A 26,004-nucleotide genomic window follows, 5' to 3' on the forward strand; every position below is an offset into this window, starting at 1 on the left:
GGGACTGCGTCCCCGCCCCGCCGAGCAAAGCTCGTCGGGGCCCCACCCCTGCTCGGCGGGGCCCGTGAACCTGCGCGCCCGCTTTCGCGGGTGCGCGCAGGTTCCCCGCCGGAGGGGCTTCGCCCCTCCCGCGAATTCCGCGGCGCCCGGCTCGGCTCGGGTGCGCTCCAGCGCGCACCGCTGAACACGCACGCTTTGCACGCGCGCTCCGTGAACCCGGACCCAGAGTCCGTGGTCGCCGCGCCTGCGATTCGGGCAGACTGCCTCGCTTCCGGGCAGGGATCGCGCCCAAGCCCCAAGGAGCAGTCAAATGGTCATGAAGGACGAGAAGCTGGAGTCGATCTACCAGGACGTGCTGCGTCGCAACCCCGGCGAGGCCGAGTTCCACCAGGCAGCGCGGGAGGTCCTCGAGTCGGTCGGACCGGTCCTGGCGAAGTACCCCGAGTTCCGCGAGCGCAAGATCATCGAGCGGATCATCGAGCCCGAGCGGCAGATCATCTTCCGCGTGCCGTGGCAGGACGACAAGGGCGAGGTCCACGTCAACCGCGGGTTCCGCGTGCAGTACAACAGCGCGCTCGGCCCGTACAAGGGCGGGCTCCGCTTCCACCCGTCGGTCTACCTCGGGATCATCAAGTTCCTGGGGTTCGAGCAGATCTTCAAGAACGCGCTCACCGGGCTGCCCATCGGCGGCGGCAAGGGCGGCTCGGACTTCGACCCGAAGGGCAAGTCGGACGACGAGATCATGCGCTTCTGCCAGAGCTTCATGACCGAGCTCTGGCGGTACATCGGCGAGCACACCGACGTCCCCGCCGGCGACATCGGCGTGGGCGGCCGCGAGATCGGCTACCTGTACGGTCAGTTCAAGCGGCTCACCTCGCGGTACGAGGCGGGCGTCCTCACCGGCAAGGGGCTCGACTACGGCGGCTCGCTCGTGCGCACCGAGGCGACGGGCTACGGCGCCACCTTCTTCGTCGAGGAGATGCTCAAGGTCCGCAAGGACTCGTTCGACGGCAAGCGCTGCGTCGTCTCCGGCTCCGGCAACGTCGCGATCTACACCGTCGAGAAGATCCACCAGCTCGGCGGCAAGGTCGTCGCCTGCTCCGACTCGAACGGCTACATCCTCGACGAGAAGGGCATCGACCTCGAGCTCGTGAAGCAGCTCAAGGAGCGCGAGCGCCGCCGCATCAAGGACTACGTCGAGTACCGCAAGCACGCGCGCTACGTCGACGGCGGCAACATCTGGGAGATCCCCTGCCAGGTGGCCATGCCGTCCGCGACGCAGAACGAGATCAACGGCAAGGACGCCGCCCTGCTCGTGAAGAACGGCTGCATCGCCGTCGGCGAGGGCGCGAACATGCCGACCACGCCGGAGGGCATCCAGGTGTTCCTCCAGGCGGGCATCGCCTACGGCCCGGGCAAGGCCGCGAACGCCGGCGGCGTCGCCACCTCCGCGCTCGAGATGCAGCAGAACGCGTCCCGCGACTCGTGGACCTTCGAGTACACGGAGAAGCGGCTCGCCAACATCATGAAGAACATCCACCAGACCTGCTTCGAGACGGCCGAGGAGTTCGGCGCCAAGGGCAACTACGTCGTCGGCGCGAACATCGCGGGCTTCATCAAGGTCGCGAAGGCGATGGTGGCGCACGGGTTGATCTGATCTCACGGGGGCTGCGCCCCCGCCCCGTCGACGGCTGACCGCCGTCGACGGGGTCCCCACCCCTGCTCGGCGGGGCCCGTGAACGGTCGCGCCCGCTCCGCGGGTTCGCGCCCGTTCCCCGCCGGGAGGGACTGCGTCCCTCCCCGTCGCTTCGCGACGGGGCCCCTCCCTGCGGTCGTCGACGGCTGACCGCCGTCGACGGGGTCCCAGCGGTCATGCCGGGGGGACGCACGAGGCCGCGTCCCCCCGGTCCCCCGCTCGCTCCGGCGCAGCCTCATCCGGCTGCGCCTGCGCTCGCCAGTACCCCGGCCTTCCGCCCGCCGCGAAGGCTCCCGGCCGGGAAGCGCCCGTCGTAGACCGCCGGGAGCGGCGACGCTCACCCGGCGCGCAACGGCTCCTCGACGACGAGGACCCCCACGCCCACGATCGCGCCGCCGACGCGGACCGGGAACCAGCTCTCTCGCCAGCGGCGGCTCGTGCCCGGCGCGGCGGGGGTCTCCCCCAGCGTCACCGACTCGATCGACCGCCCGGTCTCGAGCACCGTCCTGAACCTGACCGCGAGCTGCTCTCCGGGGAGGCCCGGCAGCACCTGCAGCGGCGTCCGGCCCAGGTGCGCGGCCGCGGGGACGCCGTTCATCGCCTCGAGGCGCGCGTTCACGCGCGTGTAGCGCATCTCGCGGTCGAAGAGCGCGAGCGCCACCGGGGCCGCGCCGAACAGCGCGTCGAGCACCCCCGCGCTCCACTCGGTCTCGAGCCGGCTCCTCGCCACGGCCTCGTAGAGCCGGGCCCGCGCCAGCGCCTCCGCGCAGGGCGACGCGACCAGCCGCACGAAGGCGCGATCGTCGTCGTCGATCGCGCGCTCCTCCGGGAACGGCACGGTCAGCGCCCCGAGCGTCTCGCCCGACGCGAGCAGCGGCACCGCCGCCCAGGCGCCCTGCGCCTCTCGCGCCGGATCGGCGGCCTCCGCCGGGAAGCGCGCCTCGAGCTCCGCCCGCGACGAGAGCCACACCGCGCGTCCGGTGCGCACCACCTCGGCCGCCAGGGTGGGCGCGTCGATCGGGAAGACCGTGCGCGCCGCGCCGCCGCGCGGCACGTGCGTGAGCCGGTCGGCGCGGTCGAGGGCGTGCAGCTCCGCGCCCGCGGCGCCGATCGCCGCCATGGAGCCGGCGGCGATCTCCGCGACGTCGGTGGCCGTGGCGGCGCCGGAGAGCGCGGAGGCCGTGGACTGCACGCGCGCGAGCCGGCCTGCGAGCCGCCGCTGGGCGTCGAAGACGCGCGCCCGCTCGAGGGCCTGGGCGCACTGCTGGATGAGGGCGAGGGCGTCGTTGCGCGCGTCCTCGCCGAGCGCGCGCGCCACGTCGAGCCCGAGGACGACGACGCCGGCGTCCCGGCCCTCGACCCGCAACGGCACCGCCGCCCATGGCTCCCCGGCGGGATCGAGCGCGGCCCCGAGCGCCGGCGACGCGGTCGAGATCGCCTCGCGACCCGCGATCCAGCGTGGCGCGTCCTCCGGTGGCGGCGCCGCCACGCGCGCGAGCGCAGCGCCGGCGACGCCCTGCGCCAGCACGAGCTCGAGATCACCCGCCGCGCCCCGATGGAGCACCGCCCCGCCGCGCGCGCCCATCGCGATGAGCTCGCGGAGCGCGATGGCCGCGACCTCCTCGGGCGTCACCGCCGCCGACAGCTCCGACGTCGCGCGCTGGAGGCGGGTGATGCGCTCGGTGAGCTGCCGCTGGACGTCGTACAGGCGCGCCCGGTCGAGCGCCTGCGCGCACTGCTGCGTCACCGCCTCGATGAGCGCGCGCTCGTCCGCGTCGAAGGCGCGGGGCCGCGAGAACCGGAGCCCGATCGCGCCCCGCCGGCGGTCCAGCACGAGCGGGACCGACGCCCAGGCGCGATCCCCCTCCTCCGCCGCGAGGTCCGCCGCCGCCGGATACCGGGCCGCGATCTCCGCGGGGTCGCGCAGCCACACCGCCGCGCCGGTGCGGAAGGCGTCGACCTGCGGCACGGTCGCGTCCGGACCGACCCTCCGGTACCGGTCGCGGAAGCGCTCCGAGAGCCCGACCGAGGCGACGAGCTCGAGCACCTCCGGCTCCCGCTCCAGGAAGAGCGAGACCGCGCGGGCCCCGACGAGCGCGAGCCCGCGCTCGAGCACGATCGCGGCGACGTCCTCCCGGGTGATGGCGCCCGCGAGCGCCACGCCGAGCGCGTGCAGCTCCTCGTAGCGAGCGAGGCGCTGCGCCAGGGAATCGGACGAGTTGCTGGGGGAGCGCGGCACCACCTGCCGCAGGATTATCAGGTCCGTGAGAGGGCCAGCGGTCCTGATCGGGCTCTGCCCCCCGGCGCGCCCGCGCGGCGCGCGCCGCTCCCCGTCCCTGGCGTTACAGACCGCTCACCATGGCCTTCTACCAGGACCCACCTCGCCTCTCGAACGCGTACCTCGCGGACCCGCTGCTGCGCGAGCTCGTCGCCCGCGCGCTCCCCGGGGCGCTCCAGGACATCGAGCCCGAGCTCACGCACCTCGGCGAGCTCTCCGCGGGCCGGCTGTTCGCTCAGCAGGCCGCGGAGCGGCACCTCGAGCCGCGCGTCGAGCACTGGGACGCGTGGGGCCGGCGGGTGGACCGCATCGAGGTCACCCCGCTCTGGCGCGAGGCCGCCGCGCTCGCGGCGCGGCACGGCCTCGTCGCCGCGGCGTACGAGCGGCGCCACGGGCCGGCGTCGCGCGTGTACCAGCTCGCGCTCGTCCACGTGCTCGAGCCGTCGCTCGACGTGTACGCCTGCCCGCTCGCCATGACCGACGGCGCGGCGCGGGCGCTCCTCGACGGGGGCAACGCCGCGCTCGTCGAGCGCGCGCTGCCGCGCCTCACCTCGCGCGATCCCGACCGCATGTGGACGAGCGGCCAGTGGATGACGGAGCGCACCGGCGGCTCCGACGTGTCCCTCACCGAGACCGTCGCGCGCCGCGACGGCGACGGCTGGCGCCTCTTCGGCACGAAGTGGTTCTCGTCGGCGACGACCGCGGAGATGGCGCTCGCGCTCGCCCGGCCGGAGGGCGCGCCCGCGGGATCGCGGGGGCTCGCGCTCTTCTACCTGGAGACGCGCGAGGCGGACGGGACGACGAACGCTGTTTTCGTGAACCGGCTGAAGGACAAGCTCGGCACGCGGAAGCTCCCCACCGCGGAGCTCACGCTCGACGGCGCCCGCGCGGTGCCCGTGGCAGGGCTGTCGGGCGGCGTCCGCGCCATCGCGCCGATGCTCACGGTGACCCGCACCTGGAACGCGATCGCCGCGGTCGCCGGCATGCAGCGCGCGCTCGCGCTCGCGCGCGACTTCGCCCGCCGCCGGACCGCCTTCGGCGCTCCGCTCGCGCAGAAGCCGCTCCACGCCGACACGCTCGCCGGCCTCGAGGCGGAGCGCGAGGGGGCGGCCCTCCTCGCGTTCCGCGCGGCGGCGCTCCTCGGCGCGACGGAGGCGGGCGCGGCGAGCCCCCCGGAGCAGCTCGCGCTGCGCGCCCTGACGCCGCTCGCGAAGCTCACGACCGGGAAGCAGGCGGTCGCGATCGCCTCGGAGGCGCTCGAGTGCTTCGGCGGTGCGGGCTACGTGGAGGACACGGGGCTGCCGCGGCTCCTCCGCGACGCCCAGGTGCTCCCGGTGTGGGAGGGGACCACGAACGTGCTCGCGCTCGACGTCCTGCGCGCGCTCGCCGGCGAGGGCGTCCCGGAGGCCCTGACGGCGGAGATCGTCGGGCACCTCGATGCGGCCCGGGATCCCGCGCTCCGACCCGCGGTGGAGGCAGGCCGCGCCGCCCTCGAGCACGCCCGCGCCTGGCTCGGCGCCGCGGCAGGCCCCGCCCTCGAGGCGGGCGCCCGCCGGTTCTCGCTCACCCTCGGCCGCACCCTCGAGCTCGCGCTCCTCGTGTCCCATGCCCAGTGGTGCCTCGATCACGGGCGCGGCCCGCGCGCCGCCGCCGCGGCGCGTCGCCTCGCGCGGCACGGGGTGGACCTCGTCGTGGAGGAGCCGGGGGCGGAGGAGCTCGCGCTGCTCACCGGGCCGGCCGCGGACGGGGGCGCAGGCTGAGCGCGCGAAGACGCTCCCCTCTCGACCCCTCCTCGCCCCTGCTACGCTGGCATTCCCATGCCCCGCGACCCGCTCCCCTCCTCGGGCCCCCCGCCCCGCGCCGCGACCCTCCGCGACGCGCTGCGCCGCGCGCTCCGCGCGGGCCCCGCCACGGCGAAGGAGCTGTCGATGGACGTGGGGCTGCGCGAGCGTGACGTCGCCGAGCACCTCGCCCACCTGGCGCGGTCGCTCGAGCACCGCGGGGAGAAGCTCGTCGTCGAGCCCGCGACCTGCGTCGCCTGCGGCTTCGTGTTCGAGGACCGCTCGCGCCTCACGCGCCCGGGGGCCTGCCCGAGGTGCCGCAGCACCCGGATCGACCCGCCGGTGTTCCGGATCGAGGGGGCGGGAGAGGACGGATGAGCGGCCGGAGCGGCTACTCCATCGCCTCGCCGCTCGAGACGGGGTGCGCCGGATCCTCCTGCACCACCACCGCCTTCACGTTCACGAACTCGCGGATGCCCTCGCGCGCGAGCTCGCGGCCGTAGCCGGAGCGCTTCACGCCGCCGAAGGGGAGGCGCGGGTCGGAGGCGACCATCGCGTTCACGAAGGTCGCGCCCGCCGCGAGGTCGTCGATGAACCGGCGGCGCTCCTCGGCGTCGTTCGTCCACACGCTCGAGCCGAGGCCGAACGGGACGTCGTTCGCGACGGCGATCGCCTCGTCCACGCTCCGCACGCGGTACAGCGCCGCGACCGGCCCGAAGATCTCCTCGCGGTAGGCGGGCGACGACGGGGGGATGCCCGTGAGGACGGTGGGCGGATAGTAGGCGCCCCGGCGCGCGAGCGGCGCCCCGCCGACGAGCACGCGCGCGCCGGCCTTCACCGCCGCGGCCACCTGCGCGACGAGCTTGTCGCGCTCCGCCTGGCTCGAGAGCGGCCCGACGTCCGTCCCCGGCTCCATCGGGTCGCCCACCTTCAGCTCCGCCATGCGGGCGACGAACGCCTGCGCGAAGCGATCGAAGACGGCGTCGTGGACGATGAAGCGCTTCGCGGCGATGCAGGACTGACCGTTGTTGATGGTCCGCGCGGTCACGGCGGTCGCGACCGCGTGCTCGAGGTTCGCGCTCGGCATGACGACGAAGGGATCGCTCCCGCCGAGCTCGAGCACGGTCTTCTTGATGACTCGCCCCGCGGTCGAGGCGACCGCCGCCCCCGCCGCCTCGCTGCCGGTCAGGGTCGCGGCCGCGACGCGGTCGTCCTCGACGATGCGCGCGACGCGGGAGGAGCCGACGAGGAGCGCCTGGAACGCGCCCTCCGGGAAGCCTGCCTCGCGAAAGACCTCCTCGATCGCGAGCGAGCACTGCGGCACGTTCGAGGCGTGCTTGAGGAGCCCGACGTTGCCGGCCATGAGCGCGGGCGCGGCGAAGCGAAAGACCTGCCAGAACGGGAAGTTCCACGGCATGACCGCCAGGACCGGGCCGATCGGGAGGAAGCGGACGAAGGACCGCGTCGCGGCGGCCTTCACCTCCTCGTCGGCGAGGAAGCGCTCCGCGTTCTCCGCGTAATAGCGGCAGACCCAGGCGCACTTCTCCGCCTCGCCGACGGCCGAGCGGAGCGTCTTGCCCATCTCGAGCGTCATCGTCCGCGCCCAGTGATCCTTGCGACGGTCGAGCACGTCGGCCGCGCGGGTCATGAGCGCCGCGCGCTCCGCGAGCGGCCGGAGGCGCCAGCTCCGGAACGTGTCGGCGGCCCGCGCGAGCTTCGCCTCGAGCTCGGCGTCGGTGAGCTCGTCGAAGCGGGCGAGCACCTCGCCCGTGGCGGGGTTCACGGACGACATCGTGGCCATGAGATCCCTTCCTTTCCGCGCGTCGAACTTCGGCGGTAATGTCGGTGCGTGTCCCATAGCACGGAGCGAGCGACGTCGCCGCGCCCCTGGCACGTGATCGCGGCGTCGGCCGCGACCGCGCTGTGGGCCGGGCTCGTCGCCTGGAGCCCGCCCGACTTCTTCAGGATCGCGGCGCCCTTCAGCGTCGCCTGGATCGCCCTCTCCGCGACCGCCGCGCCGCCCGGCCTCTCCGCGCGCCTGCGGCCGCGCGCCGCGGACGTCGCGCTCGGGCTCGGGACCGGCGCGCTGCTGTACGGGCTCACGCGGGCGTTTCTCTGGGTGACGTGCGGCGGCCTCTCCGAGGCGCTCTGCAGGCCCCTCGTCGAGATGTACGTCCGGTTCGAGCCGCGCGCGCTCTTCCCGGCGCTCGCGCTCCTCCTGCTCGTCGCGCCCGCCGAGGAGCTGTTCTGGCGAGGGGTCGTGCAGGCCCGGCTCTCTGCGCGGCTCGGCGCGGGCCGGGCGGTGGCGCTCGCGACCGCGCTCGCGGTGACGGTCGCGCTCGCGAGCGGCGAGCCGTTCCTCGCCCTCGCGACGCTCCCGACCTACGCGCTCTGGGGCGCGCTCGCCGCGTGGCGCGGCAGCCTCGTGCCGGCCATCGTGAGCCACGCGACGTGGAGCGTCCTGGTCGCCTCGCTCGCCCCGCCCGTGTGATCACGAGGGCGGCGCGCGGACCCGCGGCGCCGCGCCGGGCCGCCGCGGGCGGCGTCACGCGGCGCCGCGCGGAGGGCCCGCCACCGGCAGGGTGAACCAGAAGAGGCTCCCCGCGCCGAGCCGGCTCTCGACGCCGATCCTCCCGCCGTGCGCCTCCACGATCGCGCGCGAGATCGCGAGGCCGAGGCCCGTCCCGCGGTACGCCGCGTCTGCGCCCCGGCGGTACGGCTCGAAGATCTCCCCGAGCTGGTCGGGGGCGATGCCGGGCCCGGTGTCCGCGACGGCGAACCGGACCGCCGCCTCCTGCACGTCGGCGCGGACCCCGATCCTCCCGCCCGCGCGCGTCACCTTCACCGCGTTCGAGACGAGGTTCCCGATGACCTGCAGGACGCGATCGTGATCCGCGCGGACGAGCGGGAGGTCCGGAGCGGCGTCGACGTCGAGCTCGACCCCGTGCTCGCGGACGACGGCCTGCATGGACTCGACCGCCTCGCGCACGAGCTCGCCGGGGCGCTGGGGCGCCGGCGCGACGGAGAGGCGACCCGCCTGGATGGCGGCCACGTCCAGCAGATCCCCGATGAGCCGCTCCATCCGGCCGGCGGACCTGCGGACGACCTCCGCGATCGAGCGCACCGCCTCGGGCGAGGCCGTGGCGGCGATGACCTTCAGGCGGTGAGCGCTCATGCTGATCGCGGAGAGCGGCGTCCGGAGATCGTGCGATACCACCGCGAGGATCTGCTCGCGCGCGCGCGTCTCGCGCCGCGCCGCCTCGAGCAGCCGGGCGTTCTCGATGGCGAGCGCGGCGCGCCGGGCCAGCTCGAGCGCGATCGGGACGGAGCGCTGGTCGAGGCGCCGGCCGGAGGTCGACATCCCGAAGGCGAACGCGCCGATCACGCCCGCCGGCCCGCGCAGCGGCACCGCCAGGTAGGAGCGGATGCCGAGCCGCTCGAGCATCGCCCGCCCCTCCGCGGTGGCGCCCACGCGCTCGGGGAAGCTCGGGTCCGCGTCCTCCACGAGCTCCGTCGTGCCCTCCCGCAGGACGCGCCCGAGCCCCCGCGGCGCCTCGAGGTCGATCGGGTACCGCTCCAGCACCTCGCGGGCGAGCGCGCGGCGGTCGGGATCGGCCGTGTACACGGCGACGCGCTCGAGCCGCGGGCCCGGCTCGAGGAGCACGAGGGCGCACCAGTCGGAGAAGTCCGGCACCGCGAGCTCCGTCGCCCGCTCGAGCCGGGCCGTGAGCTCCGGCTCGGCGGCGAGCTCGTCGCTCACCCGGGACAGCAGCGCGAGCTCCTGCGCGCGAGAGGCGAAGAACCGCTCCCGCACCTCCGCCGCGGATCGCGCCGCCTCGGTGACGGCCTCGTGCAGCGCCCGCTCGAGCGCCGCGAGCGGCTCCACCGCCAGCGCGCCCGCGTCCGCCCAGGCGCGCACGATGCAGCCGCGCAGCGCGGACAGCTCCGCGATCACCGTCTCGACGTCCACGCCCTGCGCGGCGCGGCTGCGGCCGTGCTCGCGGGGATCGCCCTCGGGTTCGCCGCCCGCGAGCTCCGCGGCGACTCGATCCAGGATCGACGGGACGTCGTCCCGCAGCGCGGCGCGGTCGAGCCCGCGCGCGCCGGGGAGCGCGCGCGCCGCCGCCTCCCACGCGCGCAGGATGTCCTCCCTCCGGGCGCGGAGCACCTCGCCGGCGGTCACGGCGACGCTCGCAGGTGAGCCGTCGCGAGGCATCGGGTCAGCCCCGACGCGGATGCGGGGTGGGAGGGGCGGCGGCGGCCGGCGCGGCGAGCCGGCGTTGCCGGGGCGCGAGGCGGTCGACGAGGGCCTCCTCGGCGGAGACGACCCACCCGCGCGCGCCCCGAGGGCGCCGCCCCGCGTCCGTCGCGAGCGCCCGCCGCGCGGCGTCCTCGAACCGCGTGCGGGGCGGGAGCGACGCGAGCGCCCAGTAGCGATCGTCGCGCGGGAGGAGATCGTGCGAGAGCCCCTGCACGAGCTCGCGCACCACCTCCCAGGGCGCGTCCGAGACGAGCTTGAGCCACAGCGCGGAGATCCGCGGATGCGGGAGCGGCGCATCGATGGCCGGCAGCGCGCGGCCGCGCAGGGCCGCGACGCGCTCGAGGATCTCGCGCACCGAGAGCACCTCGGGGCCCGGGAGGTCGTACCAGGCGCTCTCGGGGAGCGGTACGTCGAGCGCGGCGACGAGCGCCCGGACCACGTCCTCCACCGCGATCGGGCAGGACCTCGACCGGGCCCAGGCCGGCAGCACCATCACCGGGAGCCGCATCGCCAGGTCCCGCACGATCCGCCAGGAGGCGCTGCCCGGGCCGACGATCATGGATGCGCGGAGCTCGAGCGCCGGCACACGGCCGGCGCGCAGGATCTCGCCCACCGCGAGCCGGCTCGCCAGGTGCCTCGATGGGCGGCCACGCGGCGCGACGCCGCCGAGGTAGACGATCCGGCCGACGCCCGCGTGCTCGGCCTCGCGCGCGAACGCGGCGGCGGACCGCCGCTCCGCCTCGACGTAGTCTTCACGCCCGCTCCCCATGCCGTGGACGAGGAAGTACGCCGCGCCGACGCCGCGCAGGACTGCCGGGAGGTCCGCCGGCCGCATCACGTCCGCGCGCACCCACTCGACTCCCGGGGTGCGATCGACCGGGCGGGAGCGGGTCGTCGCGCGGACGGCGATCCCGGACGCGAGGAGCGCGGGGACGAGCGCCCGCCCGACGAACCCGGTGGCGCCGGTGACGAGGACCGATCCCCCATCGATCTTCGCAGGCCCGCTCACACGGGAACTCTGCGATCCCGGACCGCGGCGCGCATGCCTCACCCGGGCCCGTGGCGAGCGAGGTAGCGCGTGACCGCCCATTTCCTCGCGCTGCGCTCGCTCGACATGTACCGGACCTTCCCGAAGATCGGCCGCTCGGGTCCCCAGGGCCGGTCGTAGCGGCCGAAGCACCACAGCACCCCCGACGCCGAGTTCGGATCGCGACCGTCGAGCGCAAGGCGATCGTTCAGCTCGAGCGCGACCGCGAGGGCAGCGCGCGGCGTGGGCGACCACTCGAGGATCTTCTTTCCCCACAGCATACGCAGCGCGTTGTGGATGATCCCCTCGGTCCGGAGCTGGCGCTGCGCCGCGTTCCACAGCGGATCGTGCGTCTCGGCGGCGGCGAGGACCTCGGGGCCGTAGAGTCGCGGGCGCGGATCGCTCGCGTGCGAGGCGAGGGTCGACCGCGCCCACTCCGGGAGCGAGGAGTACTCGCGGTGATCCGGGCGCGCGGCGCAGGTCGCGAACCCCAGCTCGCGCCAGGTGACGAGCTGATCGAGGAACGCCTCCGCCGCCTCGGACACGCCCCAGTACCCCGCGCGCCCGCCCGTCGCGGCCGGCGCGAGCAGCGCCGGCGTCCAGCCCTCGCGCCGCAGCACCGCTCCCAGCACCTCGAAGGAGGACAGGTGCCCGAAGTGAAGCCAGGGGGAGAGCCCGCTCGTGACGCCCTCCTCGTCGGGATCGTTGCGGCCCTCCGCGTAGCGGGGCAGCCCGTCGCGGAGCCAGCGCGCGAGGCGGTCGCCGGCGGCGCGGGCGCCACCGCGCGCGGCGGCCCGGGAGACGTGGTGATCGATGGGCAGCGCCCGGAGCGTGCGCTCCGGCCGCGCGAGCACCTCGAGGTCCGCCGCCGGCCAGCGCACGGTGATGGCCCTGGGGAGGGCGGCGAGCGACGGAAGGCCGGTCCGCGCGAGCGGGTCTGCCACGGGGAGCCGGTCCAGCCACGTCGGGAGGAGCCGCTGCAGGTGACGCCGGTACGCCCGAGCGGTCGGGAAGTCCTTGCCGGCGAGCCGGAACGGAACGATGCAGCTTCCGTCCACCGCCTCGAGGCGCACGTCGAGTCCCTCCGCGGCCGCGGCGAGCATGCGAGGGAGGAAGGAGGTCGGGAAGTCGTCCGTGACGACGACGCACGCGCGCGCGGCGAGCGCCTCGAGGAGGCCCACCCCCTCCCCCGCCGCGCCCTCGACGTAGGCGTGGTGGAGCGCGCGCCCGGCGACCCTCTCGGCGTTGTCCGCCATGCCCTGCATCACGAACGCGTGCAGCCGATCGCTCGCGTACGGGTAACCGGCGCTGAGCGCCTCGAGGACGGCGACGGGCTTGCCGAGCTCGCGGGCGAGCTCCACCGCGCGCTCGAGCGCGGGGTTGAAGCGCACGCGTCGGGCGACCGTCATCCAGTAGAGCACGAGCGTCCGCTCGCGCCGGACGGGGGCGGCGTTGACGGCGCGGACGCGCTCCAGGGGGACGGCCACGGCGTTCAGACCCGGTTCCGGAGCATGAGCTCCTTCGGATCCGGATCGAGGTAGGTCTGGCCGGCGAGGTACGCGACCCCCTGCCGGCGCACGTGGTGACGGATGAGCGTCTGCGGGACGACGAGCGGGACGAGGCCGCGCGCGTAATCGTGGACGACGTCCTCGAGCTCCTTGCGGTCGTCCTTCTCGAGCGCGTCGCGGAAGTAGCCGAGCATGTGCTGGAGCACGTTCACGTGCCGGCCGCGCGTCGCCGGCACCCGCAGGGCGTCCATGAAGCCGCGCCCGTAGGCTTCCACGAACGCCGCTCCGGAGGCCTTCGCCTGGCCCGCGACGAGCGCGCCGAGCCGGCGGTAGGCGGCGGGGCTGTGGGCGAGCAGCGCGAGCTTGTGAGCGGTGTGGAAGGCGACGAGCTCCCGGCGCCGCATCCCGGCCGCGACCGCCGCCTTCCAGCGGGTGAAGGCGAAGATCCGCTCGACGAAGCTCTCGCGGAGCGCCGGGTCGTTGAGCCGCCCCTCCTCCTCCACCGGCAGGAGCGGCAGCCGCTCGAGGAGCACGCGCGCGAACGCGCCGACGCCGTCGCGTCGAGGCGCGCCGCCCGCCGCAGGGTAGACGCGCACGCGCTCCATGCCGCACGAGGGTGAGTCCTTCTTGGTGACGAACCCGGCGAGGTCGAGCCCCGCGAGCTCCGCGACGCGCGTCTCGGCGAAGCGCCGCATCGCCGCCGTATGGTCCTCGCCGCTCCGCTCCGCGACGAGGCGCGGCGAGGAGGCGGCCCCCACGAGCCGGATCGGCTCGCGCGGCACAGCCATGCCGACCTCCAGCTCGGGGCAGACGGGCACCCACTCGACGAAGTCGCCGAGGACGTCCACGAGGAACGCGTCGCGCTTGTGCTGGCCGTCGTAGCGGACCTTCCGGCCGAGGAGGCAGGAGGAGACGCCGAGGCGGGGCCGGGCCGTCTTCACGGGCGGATCGTACGCGCTGCGGGCGCGGAGCGCACCTCCACCGGGCCGCGCAGCGGCTCGTCAGGACGGACGGCGCGCCAGCAGCACCCCGGCCGCGAAGCCGGTGGCGATCGCCAGGACTCCTCGCAGGCGCGGACGATCCTGCGGCGGACCCCCGCGTGCGTAGGCCGGCGCCGTGACCCCACCCCGGGCGAGCGCGCCCTCGGCGGTCGGCGCGACCCCGGCCGCCGCGGCCGCCCCGGGGGCGGCGCCGGTCGGGATGGGCTCCTTGCCCGGGAGGACGGCGGCCGGCGTCGTGCCCGTGTCGGACTTCCGCTTCGCGCCCTGCCGCTTGCCCTCCGGCGAGCGGTGCTCGATGAGGGCGTTCGCCTCCGCGCCGACGAGCATCACGAGCGCGGAGATCCACATCCAGAGCAGGAGCACGATGACGCCGGCGAGCGGGCCGTACGTCTTGTCGTAGCTGCCGAAGCTCGTCACGTACTTCGAGAAGCCCCAGGAGGCGAGCACCCACACGACCACGCCGAACACCGAGCCCGGGGTGATGAACCGGAACTTCTGCTCGACGTCGGGCAGCACGTAGTAGGCCAGCGCCCAGAGCAGCATCATGAGGAGGCCCGCCACCGGCAGGCGCAGCCAGGTGATGGCGGTGCCGATCGGCCCGCCGAGCCACTCCGCGAGCGGCGCCGCTGCGACCGCCACCAGCGCGGCGACGAGCGCGAGGGCGCCCGACACGAGCGTCATGAGGATCGCGAGGCCGCGCACCTTCCAGAACGGCCGCCCCTCCTTCACGTCGTAGGCGGTGTTCAGCGCGCGCATGAGCGCGGTGACGCCGCCCGACGCGGCCCAGACGGCGGCGACGGCGCCGAAGCCGAGCAGGGTGACGTTCTGCTGCTGGCCGAGCTCGCGGATCCGATCGCTGATGATCTGCGTCACCGGACCGGGCGCCACGCGCCCGAGCTCCTGCACCATGCGCTCGGCGTCCGACGGCTGGATGACGAGGCTCGCGAGCGCGACGAGGAACAGCACGAAGGGAAACAGCGACAGCACCCCGTAGTACGTGACCGTCGCGGCGATGTCCGTGACCTGGTCCTTCGACAGCTCGGCCGCGAGACCCTTCCCGAACTCCTTCCAGCTCATTCCCTTTCCCGGCAGACGCACGGCGCACCCCCCCTCGACGCACCGGAAATCTGGTCATCCGCGCCCGCCGGGGTCGCGCTCGGCCCGGGCCGGCGCCCCGCACCCTGGACGCGGATCGCCCGGCCGCCGCGCTTGCCGGCGTGCGCCCGGACGCACCCCTCGACGAGGCGCAGGCCGGCCCGGGAGGTTGTGGCCGGCATCCCCGGGCGAGCCGTCAGCGCCGGCGAGAGCGTCCGCGCCGGCTCGCCGCGGACTCGACGAGGAACCAGACGAGGAACACGACCGCGACCGGCACGAACAGCCGCGGCTTCCGCGCGACCATCGCGATGACGGCGGCGACGAGCAAGGCGAGCGGCCAGCTGATGCGGAGCATGCCGCAGCATCATACCCGCGAGTCAGCGCGCGTCGGCGATGTCCGCGAGCAGCGCCCGCGCCGCCCGGAAGTCGGCGATCCTGAGCGGCGCCCGGCTGGGCCCGGGGCCCACGTGGACGGCCGCGCTCCCCGGCGGCAGCGCCGCGAAGAGATCCTCGTCGGTCCGGTCGTCCCCCAGCGCGACCACGAGCGCCTCCGGGCCGGCGCGCCCGATCGCGGCGGTGACCGCGCGGCCCTTGTGGATCCCCTGGGGCCGCACCTCGATGACCTTGTCTCCGGGGAGGATCTCGACCGGCACGTTCGCGAGGAGCGTCCGGAGGTCCAGCGTGAGCTCCTTCGCCTGGGCGGCGGCGTACTCGGGATCGGCGGTGCGGTAGTGCCACGCGACCCCGACGGTCTTCTCCTCGACCACGGAGCCGGGCGTCCGCTCCGCGAACTCCCGCAGGACGGCGAGCACGGGCTCGCGCCAGGCGACGGCCGGCACCTCGGCGCCCTGCCACTCGCCGCCGGGTGCGCGCGACCAGAACCCGTGCTCGGCGTGGAGACCCACCGGGAGCGCGCCGAGCCAGCGCTGGAGCGTGCCGCGCGTGCGGCCGCTCACGACGTCCACCTGGGTCCGCGGCCGCGCCGCCAGGCGGCGGAGCAGATCGAGCAGCGCGCCGTCCGGCGCGGCGAGCTCCGGCGTCGGCGCGAACGGGACGAGCGTGCCGTCGTAGTCGAGGAGCAGCGCCAGCCGCGGCGCCGCCCGGGCGCGCTCCACGAGCGACCGGACCGCCTGCGGCGGCGAGAGCGCGAGCGCCTCGCCCGGCGTGCCGACCCGCTCCAGGCGCGCCAGGAACGCGCGAGTCCAGGCGTGGACGTCGTAGCCGAACACCCGCTGGCGCAGGGCAGCCATGCGCGTCCTGCGCTCCTCCTCGGGCAGCGTCAGCGCGCGGTGGAAGGCGGCCGCCGTCTGCTGGACGTCGTAGGGGTTCACGAGGAGCGCCTCCGCGAGCTCGGCGGCGGCGCCGGCGAGCTCCGAGAGGACGAGGACGCCGTCGCCGTCGGGCCGCGAGGCGACGAACTCCTTCGCGACCAGGTTCATCCCGTCGCGCAGCGGGGTCACGAGCACCGCGTCCGCCGCCCGGTAGAGGGCGACGATCTCGGCCTGGGAGAGCCCCCGGTACAGGTAGTGGATGGGGGACCAGGCGGGCGTGGCGAACTCGCCGTGGATGCGCCCGACGAGCGCGTCCACCTCGTCGCGGTACTCGCGGTAGGCCTCGACGTTCTCGCGCGAGGGGACGGCGACCTGCACGAGCCGGACGCGCTCGCGCAGCTCGGGGTGCGCGCGCAGCATCGCCTCGAACGCGAGCAGCCGGCGCGGGATGCCCTTCGAGTAGTCGAGCCGGTCCACGCCGACGAGGAGCTGCTCGCCGGGCACCCGGTGCGCGTGCGCGACGGCCCGCACCTCCGGGGTCTCCGCGAGCTCCGCCAGCTGCGCCGCGTCGATGCCCATCGGGAAGACCCCGAGCCGCACCTCGCGCTCGCCCCAGGGGATCCGGTCCACCTCGGTCGCCGCGCCGAGCAGGCGCAGCACCGACGACGCGAAGTGGCGCAGGTACGTGGCGGTGTGGAAGCCGACGAGGTCCGCGCCGAGCAGCCCCTCGAGGATCCGCTCGCGCTGCGGCAGCACGCGGAAGATCTCCGAGGACGGGAACGGGATGTGGAGGAAGAAGCCGATCCGCGCGTCCGGGATCCGCTCGCGCAGGAGGCGCGGCACGAGCATGAGCTGGTAGTCGTGGATCCAGACCAGATCGCCCGGCCGGTGGTGCGCGGCGACGGCGTCGGCGAACCGCGCGTTCACCGCCTCGTAGACGTCGAAGTCGCGCACCTCCTGCGGGAGGCGCGCGACCGAGTAGTGGAAGAGCGGCCAGAGGACGCCGTTCGAGTAGCCCTCGTAGTAGCGCGCGACCTCCTCGGGGGAGAGCGCCACGGGGGCGAGGCGGAGCTCGGCGAGCCGCCGCTCCACCTCCGCGCGCCCGTCTGCCGAGAGCCCCGTCAGGTCCCCGGGCCACCCGATCCAGAGCCCGCCGAGCCGCTCGTGCGGGCCGCTCATGCCGGTGGCGAGCCCGCCCGTGCTGGGCGCGACGGACACCGCGCCGTCCTCGGCCTTGACGGTCACGGGCAGGCGATTGGAGACGATGAGGAGGCGGGGCATCCGGCGGCGAGGCGGCGCGACGGAGCGCGCCTTGCTGGAAAGCTAAGGCGGGCCGTGCCCGGCCGCCTGCCATCGCGAAGCCCCGCCACGGGAGGGCCGCGCGCGCGGGGTGCGTCGCCGGCGGGCCTCCCGAGGGCCGGGGGGCGCGAGTCACGTGCCTCCGAGAGGTTCGGGAACGCCCCCGGCGCTCGTCGCCCGAGGATCCGGCCCGGACGAAGAAGGGGCCACGCGGCAGCGCGCGTGGCCCCTTCGATCCCATCTCGCCTCCCGAGGCGAGGCTATTTCACCTGACAGCTCCCGAGCCCCAGGCTCACGAGCGCGTCCTTCGCCTGGACGATGCCGTAGCCGTAGCTCGTGTCGCGTCCGGCGGCGCCGACGTCCTTCGCGGTCGCGTCGAGCGCGTTGCGGATCTGCGCCGCCGTCCACGCCGGGTTGCAGCTCCAGACGAGCGCGGCCACCGCAGAGACGTGCGGAGTGGCCATTGACGTGCCGTCCCAGGCCTCGTAGCCGCTCGAGGGCGCCTCGAAGCTGCTCACGACGAGCCCGCTCGAGCCGGCGTGCCCCAGGGCGGCGGCGCCGTCCTGGCAGCTCAAAGTGATCGCCGGGAGGCTGGACGTGACGCCCGTGCCGAGCGTGCCGCTGAAGACGCCGCAGGTCGCGTCGCTCGTGACGTTGTTGTAGATGGCGGCCGCGACGCCGCCGCCGGCCAGGACGTTGCTCACCTTGTCGGCGAAGGAGTTGGTGCCCCGCTGGCACAGCACGACCCGGCCCGCCCATCCGCCGGGCGCCGTGCACTGGCCGCCGTCCACCACGTTGCCCGAGACGCCCGTCGTGCGGGCGGCGCCCTCGATGCGCCCCCCGAACCAGGCGACGCCGTCGGCCGCGAGCGAGTTCCGGTCGTACCACGGGACCGTGGAGAGGACCGCCACGCCGGGCGCGGCGATCTCCACGTCGCGATTCGTCTGGGAGAAGCTGGCGTGCGTCTCGTTCGCGTCCACCGCCGCGACCGACATCACGGAGTCGTAGCCGGCCGGGTAGGACGTCGTCTTGTTCCCGGCGTTCCCCGCCGCCGCGATGCTGAGCACGCCCTGCTTGTAGGCGTTCGCGAACGCGCGGTCCTCGGTGCGGCTGCGGGCGCCGCCGCCGAGGCTCATGCTGACCACGTTGGCGCCGGCGGCCACGCACTTGTTGAGCGCGTCGACGAGCGTCGAGGAGTAGGTCCAGCCGCAGTTGCCCCCGTCGACGAGCGCGTCGTCACCGAACACCTTCACGATGTGGAGCAGGACGCCCGGGTTCGCGCCCACGACGCCCACGTTTCCGGCGATGGCGGAGATCGTCCCGGCGACGTGCGAGCCGTGGCCGCAACTGTCCTTGTCCCAGCTCCCCGAGCCCGTGTCGGTCGTGTTCGCGGTCACCTCGCCCGTCGTCGGATCCTTCAGATCCTCGTGCTGCCAGGAGTAGCCCGAGTCGATGATGCAGACCTTGCGGCTCGCGGCGCTCGTCGAGGTGACGAGGTTCGCCTGCACCATCTGGATCCCGTACGGCAGGGTCTCGTTCCCCGTCGCGACGTCGTTCCAGAGCGCGTACGGCTCGCGGGTCGCGTCCACCTCGATGTACTCGATGTTCGGGTTCCGGCTGAGCGCGTCCACGGCGCGATCGGGGATCACCGCGGCGGCCGCGTTCTGGGGCCCGAGTGACAGCACGACCCGCGCCCCCGCCGCGCGCAGCGCCGCGTTCGCTCCGGCCGCGCTGCCCGGTCTGAAGGCGACGATGTAGCGGCCCTCCGCCTGGGCCGCCGACGCCAGGCCCGGACCGGCTGCTGCGAGGACCGCGGCGACGACTGCACCGCAGAGCTTGTGTCCGTTCACGTGTTCTCTCCTGTGAGGGTTTGCGCGCGAGTCCTGGCGACTCACCGAGGCGCTGCCGCGAAGCAGCGTCCGGGCAGTGTGACATGGGAGACGGCAGCGGACTCAATCCCCCCGCGCGGGGCCGATGCGCTCTGCGTGAACCCGATCGGACGCGCGCCTCCGGGAATACTCGCGACCGCGAGCCCGACCGGGCGACGCCCGCCCCCTACGTCACGCCCGGCGCCTGCTCCTCGGAGGCGCCGGCTTCGACGAGCCGCAGCCCCGCCGGGAGGCTCTCGCCGAAGATCCGCTGCTCCTCCTCCTCGGTGGCCTCCGCGACCTCGCGGACCGCGCGCGACGTCTCCGCCGGCGCGCCGCCTTCGGCGAGGGCCGCGAGCACGCGGGCGCGGAGCTCCTCGGGCACGTCGCGCACGCGATCGCCGCTGCGTCGGGCGAGCTGCGCGAGCGGGAACACGAGCTCGCGGCGCGGGACCGGGAGCGCGAGGAGCCGGGCGGTCCATGCGGCGGCGGTTTCGGCGGGCACCGCGAGGTGCGCGCTCGCGTGGAACGGCACGCGCGCGCCGAGCCGCCCGACGGACCAGAGGAGGTGCGGCGCCGGCCCCTCCGCCTCGACGCGCGCGAGGAGCCACTCCCCTGCCTCGACCTTTCGGCGAGGCTCCACCCGCTCGAGCGCGCCCAGGAGCCGGATCATCTCGTCCACCGCCTCCGGCTTCACGCCCGGCACCTTCGGCGGCGGCTTGCGCGGGTCGCGCGGCCGGACGAACGGCGCGACCGCGTCGAAGAGCCGCTCCTGGGCGACGGCGTCGAGGCCCCCCGCGATGCGCCGCCACATGACCCACCACGCTGCCCAGGCCCGCGGGTCGGCCTGGTACTGCAGGCCCTCGGCCCAGACGCTCCAGGTCTCGCCGGCGCGCCAGGGATCGAGCGGTGCGCCGAAGCCCGGGCGCAGGCAATAGCCGGTGAGCTGCAGCCAGACCCGCTCGTGGTCGGCGCTCCTCCGCCGCCGCGCCCGGCCCGCGTGCAGCGCCGCCCAGAGCTCGCGGACGAGCGGCGTGGACCAGGCCTCGCGCGGCCCGAGCAGCTTCTCGAGCGCGCGCGGCAGCCCCTTCACCTCCTTCTTCTCGACGGCCGCCCGCTTCCCGTAGAAGAGCTCGACCTGGGCGCGCGCTTCCTCCAGCTTGCGAGGCGCCTGCCCCACCTCGCTCCTCGCCTGGCCCGCGCCGCCCTCCCGCTCGTCCTCGGCCTGGCGGAGCGCCCGCAGCGAGAACTCGAGCTTCCAGCGCGCGTCGCGGTCGGTCGCCGCGCACCACAGCTCGAGCGTGCCGATCTCGGTCAGCGCCGCCTCGAGCCTCACCGGCACCTCGCCCGCCGCCGACCCCTCGGCGCGGAGCACCGTCTCGACCGGCGGCAGCGGGACGAGGTCGTCCGAGACCTCGACCACGTCGCCCGGGCGCTCGAGCCGCGCGCGGGCGGAGGCGAAGAGCGGGAAGCGCACCGGACGCCCCAGCGCGAGCGCGAACGGCCGCGGGACCGCGACCCGCGACCCCTCCTCCAGGTGGCGCGGCACGACGCACAGCGCGCGCTCGCCCTCCGGCGCGGCGATCCCCACGTAGAACGCCCGCGGGCTGCCGCCGCCGATGCGCAGGCCGATTCCGCGCCGGACGAGGGCGGCGTAGGCGGCGCCGCGGGCCACCGCGAGGTCGAGCGCGGGGCTCGCGAGCACCGTCACCGGCGGCGCGCCCGGGAACCAGGAGGAGACGATCGCGGCGAGGCGATCGCGCGCCTCGCGCGGCGTGAAGACCCCGCCGTTCACGAGGATCGCGTCGGGGCGCGCGAGCCCCCCCTTCGCGCCCGCCTCCGCGGCGTGCGCGGCGAGGAAGGCGGCGACGTGCCGGGGGATGGCCGGCTCCGGCTCGTAGGGCAGCCCCAGCTCGGCGAGGCCGGCGGTGCGCGGCGCCCGGCGAGGCCGCTCCTCCGCGCCCGTCCGAGGCAGGAACCCGTCGAGGAAGACGCGCCGCACCTCCTCGCGCGTGACCTCCGCGGACACGGCGCTCGCGACGAGCCGGCTGCCGCGGCCCACCACCGCGATCGGGAGCGCCTCCGGGCCGCCCTCCGTCATGAGCCGCTCCTTCGCGAGGCGGCAGGCGTGCACGAGAGAGGCGAACCGGCTCGCGTCGAGCCGCTCGCCGAGGCGCGCCTCCACGGCGCGCGCGAGCGCGAGGTCCACGTTGTCGCCGCCGAGCAGGAGGTGATCTCCCACCGCCAGCCGGGTGAAGACCGGGCGCCCGCCCTGGAGCTCCGCGCGTACGAGCGTGAGGTCGGTCGTGCCGCCGCCGACGTCCACCACGAGGACGATCCCGCCGCGGGCGATGGGGCGCACCTCGCCGGCGAGCTCGCCCGCGCCCGCGGCCGCCAGGGCGGCGCGGTGGCGGCTCGCCCAGTCGTGGAACGCCGCCGACGGCTCCTCGACGAGCACGACGCGCGGCAACCCGGCCGCGCGCGCGGCGGAGAGGGTGAGCTCGCGCGCGACCTCGTCGAAGGAGGCCGGGACGGCGAGGACCAGCTCCTGCGCGGCGAGCGGCGCGCCCGGGTGGCCGTGATCCCACGCGTCGCGCAGGTGGCCGAGGTAGAGCGCCGACGCCTGCACCGGGGAGAGGCGCGGCACGCCCTCGGGCGCTCCCCAGGGGAGGATGGGCGCGGTCCGATCGGCGCGCGGGTTCGCGAGCCAGCTCTTCGCGGAGGTGACGAGCCGGCCCGGCACCCGCGCGCCCTGCTCGCGCGCGAGCTCGCCCACCACCACCGGACGCTCGCCCCACGGGAGCCGCGTCGCCTCCGGCGCGAGCTCCGGGCCCGGCAGGTAGGCGCACGAAGGCAAGAGGCGGCGCTCCCGGACCTCGCCGGGCGCGACGAGCTGCGGGATCGCGAACGGCTCGACCGCGTCCGCGAGGTCGCCCTCCCGCGCGAGATCCACCGCGGCGAGCGCGGAGTTCACCGTGCCGAGGTCGACGCCGACGAGGTAGCGCGCCTCCGCCATCGCCTCACGCCGGCGCGCCCGCCTCCGCCACGCTCGCGCCCTCCGGCGCCTTGCGCAGGTTCCACTCGAGGCGCCAGGCCTTGCCGCCGCGGTCCACGCACTCGAGCTCGAGGGTGCCGATCTCGGTCACGTGGGCGCGGAGCCGGACCGGGACGACCTCCCCCGCCGCGCGCCCGTCGGGCGGCAGCGTCGTCTCGACCGGCGTCCCCTCCTCCAGCTCCGTCTCGTCCTCGACCGCGTCGCCCGGCCGGTCGTCGCGGCGGCTCGAGGAGCCGAAGAGCCGGAACTGCACCGGCTCGCCCACGACGAGGCCCATCTCCTCGCCCGGCAGATCGGCGGTCGTCCCTTCCTCCATGCCCATCGGCGCGAGGCACACCGCGCGGATGGGAGGCGCGTGCCCCGGCACCGCGGGCGTCGCCGCCTCGACGCCGACGTAGTACGCCCGGGCGGTGCCGCCGCGGATGCGGATGCCGTGGCCGGCGCGCACGCGGCCGTAGGTCGCCGCGCCCTTCGCCACCGCGAGATCGGGATCCGCCGCCGGCAGCACCCGCGGCGGCGGCGCGCGCTCACCGGCGAGCCACCCGCCGACGACCTCGAGGAGGCGCCCGACGAGCGGCTCCGCCTTCATCACGCCGCCGTTGAAGAGGATCGCGGTGGGGTGCAGGAACGCCTCGCCGGCGAGCGGCACCGGGGCGCTCGCGCCCGCGAGGCCGGCGCGGTGGCGCGTCAGGAACGCCGCGAGGTGCCGGGTCACCGCCGGATCGGCGGCGTAGGGGAGCCCGAGGGTGGTGAGCCCCACGCGCCGCGCCGCGACGGGGGCAGCCGAGACGTCCACCCGCGGGAAGAACCCGTCCACGAGGACGTCGACGAGCTCCGCGCGCGTGAGCTCGGTCCGGAGCGCGCCCCCCACGAGCGAGGAGCCGCGGCCCGGCACGGCGACCGGCGCCGCCGCGAGGCTCTCGTCGCCGAAGAGCGCCTCCTTCGCCTGGCGGGCGCCGTGCGTGAGCGCGACGAGCTGCCAGCGGTCGAGCTTGCGGCCCTCGCGCGCGAGCTTCTCCGAGAGCGCGTGCGCGAGGGCGAGGTCCATGTTGTCGCCGCCGAGCAGGATGTGGTCGCCGACCGCCACGCGCTCGAGCCCGAGGTCCCCGCCGCGATCGACCACGGCGATGAGGCTGAAGTCGGTCGTGCCGCCGCCGAGGTCCACCACGAGGACGAGGTCGCCCGGGTGCACCGCCTCGCGCCAGCGGTCGCCCATCGCCTCGACCCACGCGTAGAGGGCGGCCTGCGGCTCCTCGAGGAGCACCACGTCCGGCAGCCCCGCCTGGCGCGCCGCCTCGACGGTCAGCTCGCGCGCCACGGCGTCGAACGAGGCCGGCACCGTGAGCGTCACCCGCTGCGCGGCGAGCGCCCGCGCCGGATCGCCCTGCGCGACCGCGTGATCCCACGCGTCGCGCAGGTGGGCGAGGTAGCGCGCCGACGCGTCGAGCGGGGACACGCGCGGCACCTCCGGCGGCGCGCCCGCCGGGAGCGTCGCGGAGCGCCGGTCGACGCCCGCGTGGGACAGCCAGCTCTTCGCGGACGACACGAGCCGGATGGGCGTCTGCGCCCCGAGGCTCCGCGCGAGCTCGCCCACCGCGAACGCCGGAGGCTCGGGCGTCCACGGCAGGCGCGTCGCGCCCTCGGGCAGCTCCTCTGCGTGGGGGAGGTACAGGAACGAGGGGAGGAGCGCGCGGGGGCGCACGTCGCCCGGCCGGACGAGCTGAGGGATCTCGAACACCTCGACGGGGCCGTCGCCGTCGAGCGGCCGGTGCGCGAGCGCGGTGTGGGTCGTGCCGAGGTCGATGCCGACCGCGAGGGTCACAGCTCGACCTCGGCGGGGGCGACCAGCGTCGGATCGCCCCCGTCCTTCGCGAGCGGCAGCCGCACCTCGCGGGCGCGCCAGCCGTGGTGGCGGAGCGCGCCCTGGAACGGCGCGGCGCCCACGACGTTGCCCGTCAACCGGATCGCGGCGGGATCGAACCCGGCAGCGACGGTGACGCGCGCGCCCTCGGGCTCCCGGAACACGGGCTCGAGGCGGAAGTACTCCTCGATGGCCCGCTTGCACCCGGCGTGAACGGTGCGCGCCGCGGCGCCGATCGAGGCGTCGGGGAAGCCGGAGAGATCCTCCTCGATGAAGTCCACGAGGCGGCCCTCTCGCTGGAGCACCGCGAGGAGCTGGAGCGCACCGCGAGGATCGGGCGCAGCGGGCGCAGCGGGCGCAACGGGCGCGGCGACCGCGCGGACCGGCTCGGGGGCCTTCACCACCGCGGGGGCGGCCGGCTTCGCCGCCTCGGGCGCCACCTTCGCGCCCTCCGCCGGCCTCGGGGCCTCGACGGGCTTCGCCGTTGCGACGGGCTTCGGCGCCTCGACGCCCTTCGGCGGTTCGGCCGGCCTGGGCGGCTCGACGGTCTTCGGCAGCTCGACGGGCCTCGCCGCCGGCGCCGGGGCCGTCGCCTTCGCCTGCGGCGGTGCGCCCGCGGGCGCGGCGGGCGCGGGCGGCGCGCTCGGCACCTCCGTCACCCGCGGCGGCGTCCCCGGAGTCGGCTCGGGCAGCGGCGCGCCGGCTCGGCGCGCCTCGCGCACGCGGTAGAACGCGGCCGCCACGTCGGCCTGGAAGAGGATGGCGAAGAAGGCATAGAAGGCGAGGACGAGACGCTGGATGGGCGAGAGGTCGGGACCCTGCACGTGTGTTGCTCCGGGGAGTGGTGACGCGACCGCGGGCCGGCGCCGTCCGGCGCGAGCCCCCGAACCGCTGGAAGGCGGAGATCCGAAGAAAGCTGCACCGGCTCCGGCCCGGTGTCGAGCGTTTCGGGGGGGACCTACCGAGGGTCCAGCCGCCACCCGCCCCCCGCGGCGATCGGGCGCCTGCTCGCCAGGACGCTGCTCCGAGGGAGCCGTCCCGTCGCGAGGGGCGGCGGGGGCGCTCATCCCAGCGTATCGGAGAGCGATGCGCGTGCGCACCGGAACGAGCGGGTGGAGCTACCCCGCCTGGAAGGGGCGCTTCTACGCTCCCGCGCTCCCGGCGCGCGGGTTCCTCGGCCATTACGCCACCCGGCTCGAGACCGTCGAGGTGAACGCCACGTTCTACCGGATGCCTGTCGCGTCCACCCTCGCTCTCTGGCGCGCCCAGGTCCCCGCCGGGTTCACGTTCGCGCTCAAGGCCTCGCGGCTCATCACGCACCACAAGCGGATCGAGGGCGTCGGCGAGGAGGTGTCGCGCTTCTTCCGCGCCGCGGTGGAGCTCGGTCCTTCGCTCGGCCCGGTCCTGTTCCAGCTCCCTCCCACGTTCGAGCGGGACGTGGCGCGTCTGCGCGACCTCCTCGAGCTCGTCCCGCCAGGCGCGCGCATCGCGTTCGAGTTCCGCCACGAGAGCTGGCAGGCGGAGGACGTCCGCCGGACGCTCGCCGACGCGGGCGCGGCGCTGTGCATCGCCGACACGGACGACGCGACCACGCCGCTCGAGGCGACCGCGTCCTTCGGCTACCTGCGCCTGCGCCGCACCACCTACGGCGACGCCGAGCTCGCGGGCTGGGCGGAGCGGGTGCTCGCGCAGCGCTGGGACGAGGCGTTCGTGTTCTTCAAGCACGAGGACGCGGCGCGCGGCCCGGAGTACGCGCTCCGGATGGCCGCGCTCGTCGCGCCCGCAGAGCGGTACCCCACGGCTCATTTCTAACGGGGGCTGCGCCGGCTGCGCCCCCGCCCCGCCGAGCGAAGCTCCGCGCGCTCGTGCGCGCGTTCCGATCGATGCCCCACCCCTACAGCCGGGTCCCGTGCGCCGCCGCGAGCGGCTTCGCCGCTTCCGCGGCGTCGCCCCGGCGGGGGGGGGGGGGGGGCGGGGGGGGGGGGGCGCGGAAAACAGGGGGA

The 26,004-nt window shown here is 75.7% G+C and carries 18 protein-coding genes; 5 read left to right on the plus strand and 13 right to left on the minus strand.

The features are described 5' to 3' along the window. The first annotated feature begins 310 nt into the window (after positions 1–310). Entirely contained in the window at positions 311–1,657 is a 1,347-nt protein-coding gene (gene gdhA / locus MNY60_RS15580) for an NADP-specific glutamate dehydrogenase (protein WP_242361074.1), read from the plus strand. Positions 1,658–2,033: 376 nt separating this feature from the next. Here the strand turns inward: gdhA and MNY60_RS15585 are convergent, their stop codons facing one another. Beyond that, the gene (locus tag MNY60_RS15585; protein ID WP_242361076.1) at positions 2,034–3,938 is read right to left on the minus strand and encodes a GAF domain-containing protein; all 1,905 of its coding nucleotides are present in this window, start codon (positions 3,936–3,938) and stop codon (positions 2,034–2,036) included. A gap of 116 nt (positions 3,939–4,054) precedes the next feature. Between MNY60_RS15585 and MNY60_RS15590 the strand changes: the two genes are divergently transcribed. Together MNY60_RS15590 and MNY60_RS15595 are read left to right on the plus strand one after the other, a co-directional pair. Continuing rightward, a complete protein-coding gene (locus MNY60_RS15590; RefSeq protein WP_242361078.1) occupies positions 4,055–5,734 on the plus strand; it encodes an acyl-CoA dehydrogenase family protein in 1,680 nt (559 codons plus the stop codon). A 57-nt stretch (positions 5,735–5,791) separates the two neighbouring features. Next, positions 5,792–6,133, plus strand: a complete 342-nt coding sequence (locus MNY60_RS15595; RefSeq protein WP_242361080.1) for a transcriptional regulator — start codon at positions 5,792–5,794, stop codon at positions 6,131–6,133. A 13-nt stretch (positions 6,134–6,146) separates the two neighbouring features. On the opposite strand, the gene MNY60_RS15600 is transcribed toward MNY60_RS15595, so the two are convergent. Then, complete coding sequence (locus tag MNY60_RS15600; protein ID WP_242338632.1) at positions 6,147–7,556, minus strand: NAD-dependent succinate-semialdehyde dehydrogenase; 1,410 nt, start codon at positions 7,554–7,556, stop codon at positions 6,147–6,149. A 48-nt stretch (positions 7,557–7,604) separates the two neighbouring features. Between MNY60_RS15600 and MNY60_RS15605 the strand changes: the two genes are divergently transcribed. Then, positions 7,605–8,246 carry a type II CAAX prenyl endopeptidase Rce1 family protein gene (locus tag MNY60_RS15605; protein WP_242338630.1) on the plus strand — a complete coding sequence of 214 codons (642 nt, stop codon included), beginning with the start codon at positions 7,605–7,607 and terminating at the stop codon, positions 8,244–8,246. A 54-nt stretch (positions 8,247–8,300) separates the two neighbouring features. Here MNY60_RS15605 and MNY60_RS15610 read toward each other — a convergent pair whose 3' ends face one another. From MNY60_RS15610 to MNY60_RS15660, 11 genes are all read right to left on the minus strand, one after another. Then, positions 8,301–9,938, minus strand: coding sequence for an ATP-binding protein (locus tag MNY60_RS15610; RefSeq protein ID WP_242361082.1), 1,638 nt, complete (start codon positions 9,936–9,938; stop codon positions 8,301–8,303). A 37-nt stretch (positions 9,939–9,975) separates the two neighbouring features. Then, positions 9,976–11,025 (minus strand): NAD(P)H-binding protein, encoded by a 1,050-nt coding sequence (locus MNY60_RS15615; RefSeq protein WP_242361084.1) that lies wholly within the window; start codon positions 11,023–11,025, stop codon positions 9,976–9,978. Positions 11,026–11,063: 38 nt separating this feature from the next. Further along, a complete protein-coding gene (locus MNY60_RS15620; protein ID WP_242361086.1) occupies positions 11,064–12,530 on the minus strand; it encodes a deoxyribodipyrimidine photolyase in 1,467 nt (488 codons plus the stop codon). Positions 12,531–12,535: 5 nt separating this feature from the next. Beyond that, complete coding sequence (locus MNY60_RS24335) at positions 12,536–13,492, minus strand: DUF523 and DUF1722 domain-containing protein (RefSeq protein ID WP_242361088.1); 957 nt, start codon at positions 13,490–13,492, stop codon at positions 12,536–12,538. A gap of 60 nt (positions 13,493–13,552) precedes the next feature. Next, positions 13,553–14,650 (minus strand): YihY/virulence factor BrkB family protein, encoded by a 1,098-nt coding sequence (locus MNY60_RS15630; RefSeq protein ID WP_374109404.1) that lies wholly within the window; start codon positions 14,648–14,650, stop codon positions 13,553–13,555. Between the two features lie 193 nt (positions 14,651–14,843). Beyond that, on the minus strand, positions 14,844–15,002 hold the full coding sequence (locus tag MNY60_RS15635) for a hypothetical protein (RefSeq protein ID WP_242361090.1): 159 nt from the start codon (positions 15,000–15,002) through the stop codon (positions 14,844–14,846). A 22-nt stretch (positions 15,003–15,024) separates the two neighbouring features. Beyond that, positions 15,025–17,199 carry a bifunctional alpha,alpha-trehalose-phosphate synthase (UDP-forming)/trehalose-phosphatase gene (locus MNY60_RS15640; protein WP_242361092.1) on the minus strand — a complete coding sequence of 725 codons (2,175 nt, stop codon included), beginning with the start codon at positions 17,197–17,199 and terminating at the stop codon, positions 15,025–15,027. Between the two features lie 278 nt (positions 17,200–17,477). Then, on the minus strand, positions 17,478–19,067 hold the full coding sequence (locus MNY60_RS15645; protein ID WP_242361094.1) for a S8 family serine peptidase: 1,590 nt from the start codon (positions 19,065–19,067) through the stop codon (positions 17,478–17,480). 205 nt (positions 19,068–19,272) lie between these two features. Continuing rightward, positions 19,273–22,101, minus strand: coding sequence for an Hsp70 family protein (locus tag MNY60_RS15650; protein WP_242361096.1), 2,829 nt, complete (start codon positions 22,099–22,101; stop codon positions 19,273–19,275). A gap of 4 nt (positions 22,102–22,105) precedes the next feature. Then, entirely contained in the window at positions 22,106–23,962 is a 1,857-nt protein-coding gene (locus MNY60_RS15655; RefSeq protein ID WP_242361098.1) for an Hsp70 family protein, read from the minus strand. Continuing rightward, the gene (locus tag MNY60_RS15660) at positions 23,959–24,825 is read right to left on the minus strand and encodes a DUF2760 domain-containing protein (RefSeq protein ID WP_242361099.1); all 867 of its coding nucleotides are present in this window, start codon (positions 24,823–24,825) and stop codon (positions 23,959–23,961) included. The genes MNY60_RS15655 and MNY60_RS15660 overlap by 4 nt, the downstream gene beginning before the upstream one ends. A 262-nt stretch (positions 24,826–25,087) precedes the next feature. Between MNY60_RS15660 and MNY60_RS15665 the strand changes: the two genes are divergently transcribed. After that, positions 25,088–25,813 carry a DUF72 domain-containing protein gene (locus MNY60_RS15665; RefSeq protein WP_242338608.1) on the plus strand — a complete coding sequence of 242 codons (726 nt, stop codon included), beginning with the start codon at positions 25,088–25,090 and terminating at the stop codon, positions 25,811–25,813. Positions 25,814–26,004: the final 191 nt, after the last annotated feature.

Origin of the sequence: Anaeromyxobacter sp. SG17, from assembly GCF_022690695.1 — a bacterium.
GTDB classification, from domain to species: Bacteria; Myxococcota; Myxococcia; order Myxococcales; family Anaeromyxobacteraceae; genus Anaeromyxobacter; species Anaeromyxobacter soli.

Bases quoted from the DNA above. Each gene is read 5' to 3' on its own strand.
- MNY60_RS15650 (WP_242361096.1), bottom strand. From the start codon at position 22,101: ATGGCGGAGGCGCGCTACCTCGTCGGCGTCGACCTCGGCACGGTGAAC.
- MNY60_RS15640 (WP_242361092.1), bottom strand. From the start codon at position 17,199: ATGCCCCGCCTCCTCATCGTCTCCAATCGCCTGCCCGTGACCGTCAAG.
- MNY60_RS15665 (WP_242338608.1), top strand. From the start codon at position 25,088: ATGCGCGTGCGCACCGGAACGAGCGGGTGGAGCTACCCCGCCTGGAAG.
- MNY60_RS15635 (WP_242361090.1), bottom strand. From the start codon at position 15,002: ATGCTCCGCATCAGCTGGCCGCTCGCCTTGCTCGTCGCCGCCGTCATC.
- MNY60_RS15600 (WP_242338632.1), bottom strand. From the start codon at position 7,556: ATGGCCACGATGTCGTCCGTGAACCCCGCCACGGGCGAGGTGCTCGCC.
- MNY60_RS15595 (WP_242361080.1), top strand. From the start codon at position 5,792: ATGCCCCGCGACCCGCTCCCCTCCTCGGGCCCCCCGCCCCGCGCCGCG.
- MNY60_RS15590 (WP_242361078.1), top strand. From the start codon at position 4,055: ATGGCCTTCTACCAGGACCCACCTCGCCTCTCGAACGCGTACCTCGCG.
- gdhA (WP_242361074.1), top strand. From the start codon at position 311: ATGGTCATGAAGGACGAGAAGCTGGAGTCGATCTACCAGGACGTGCTG.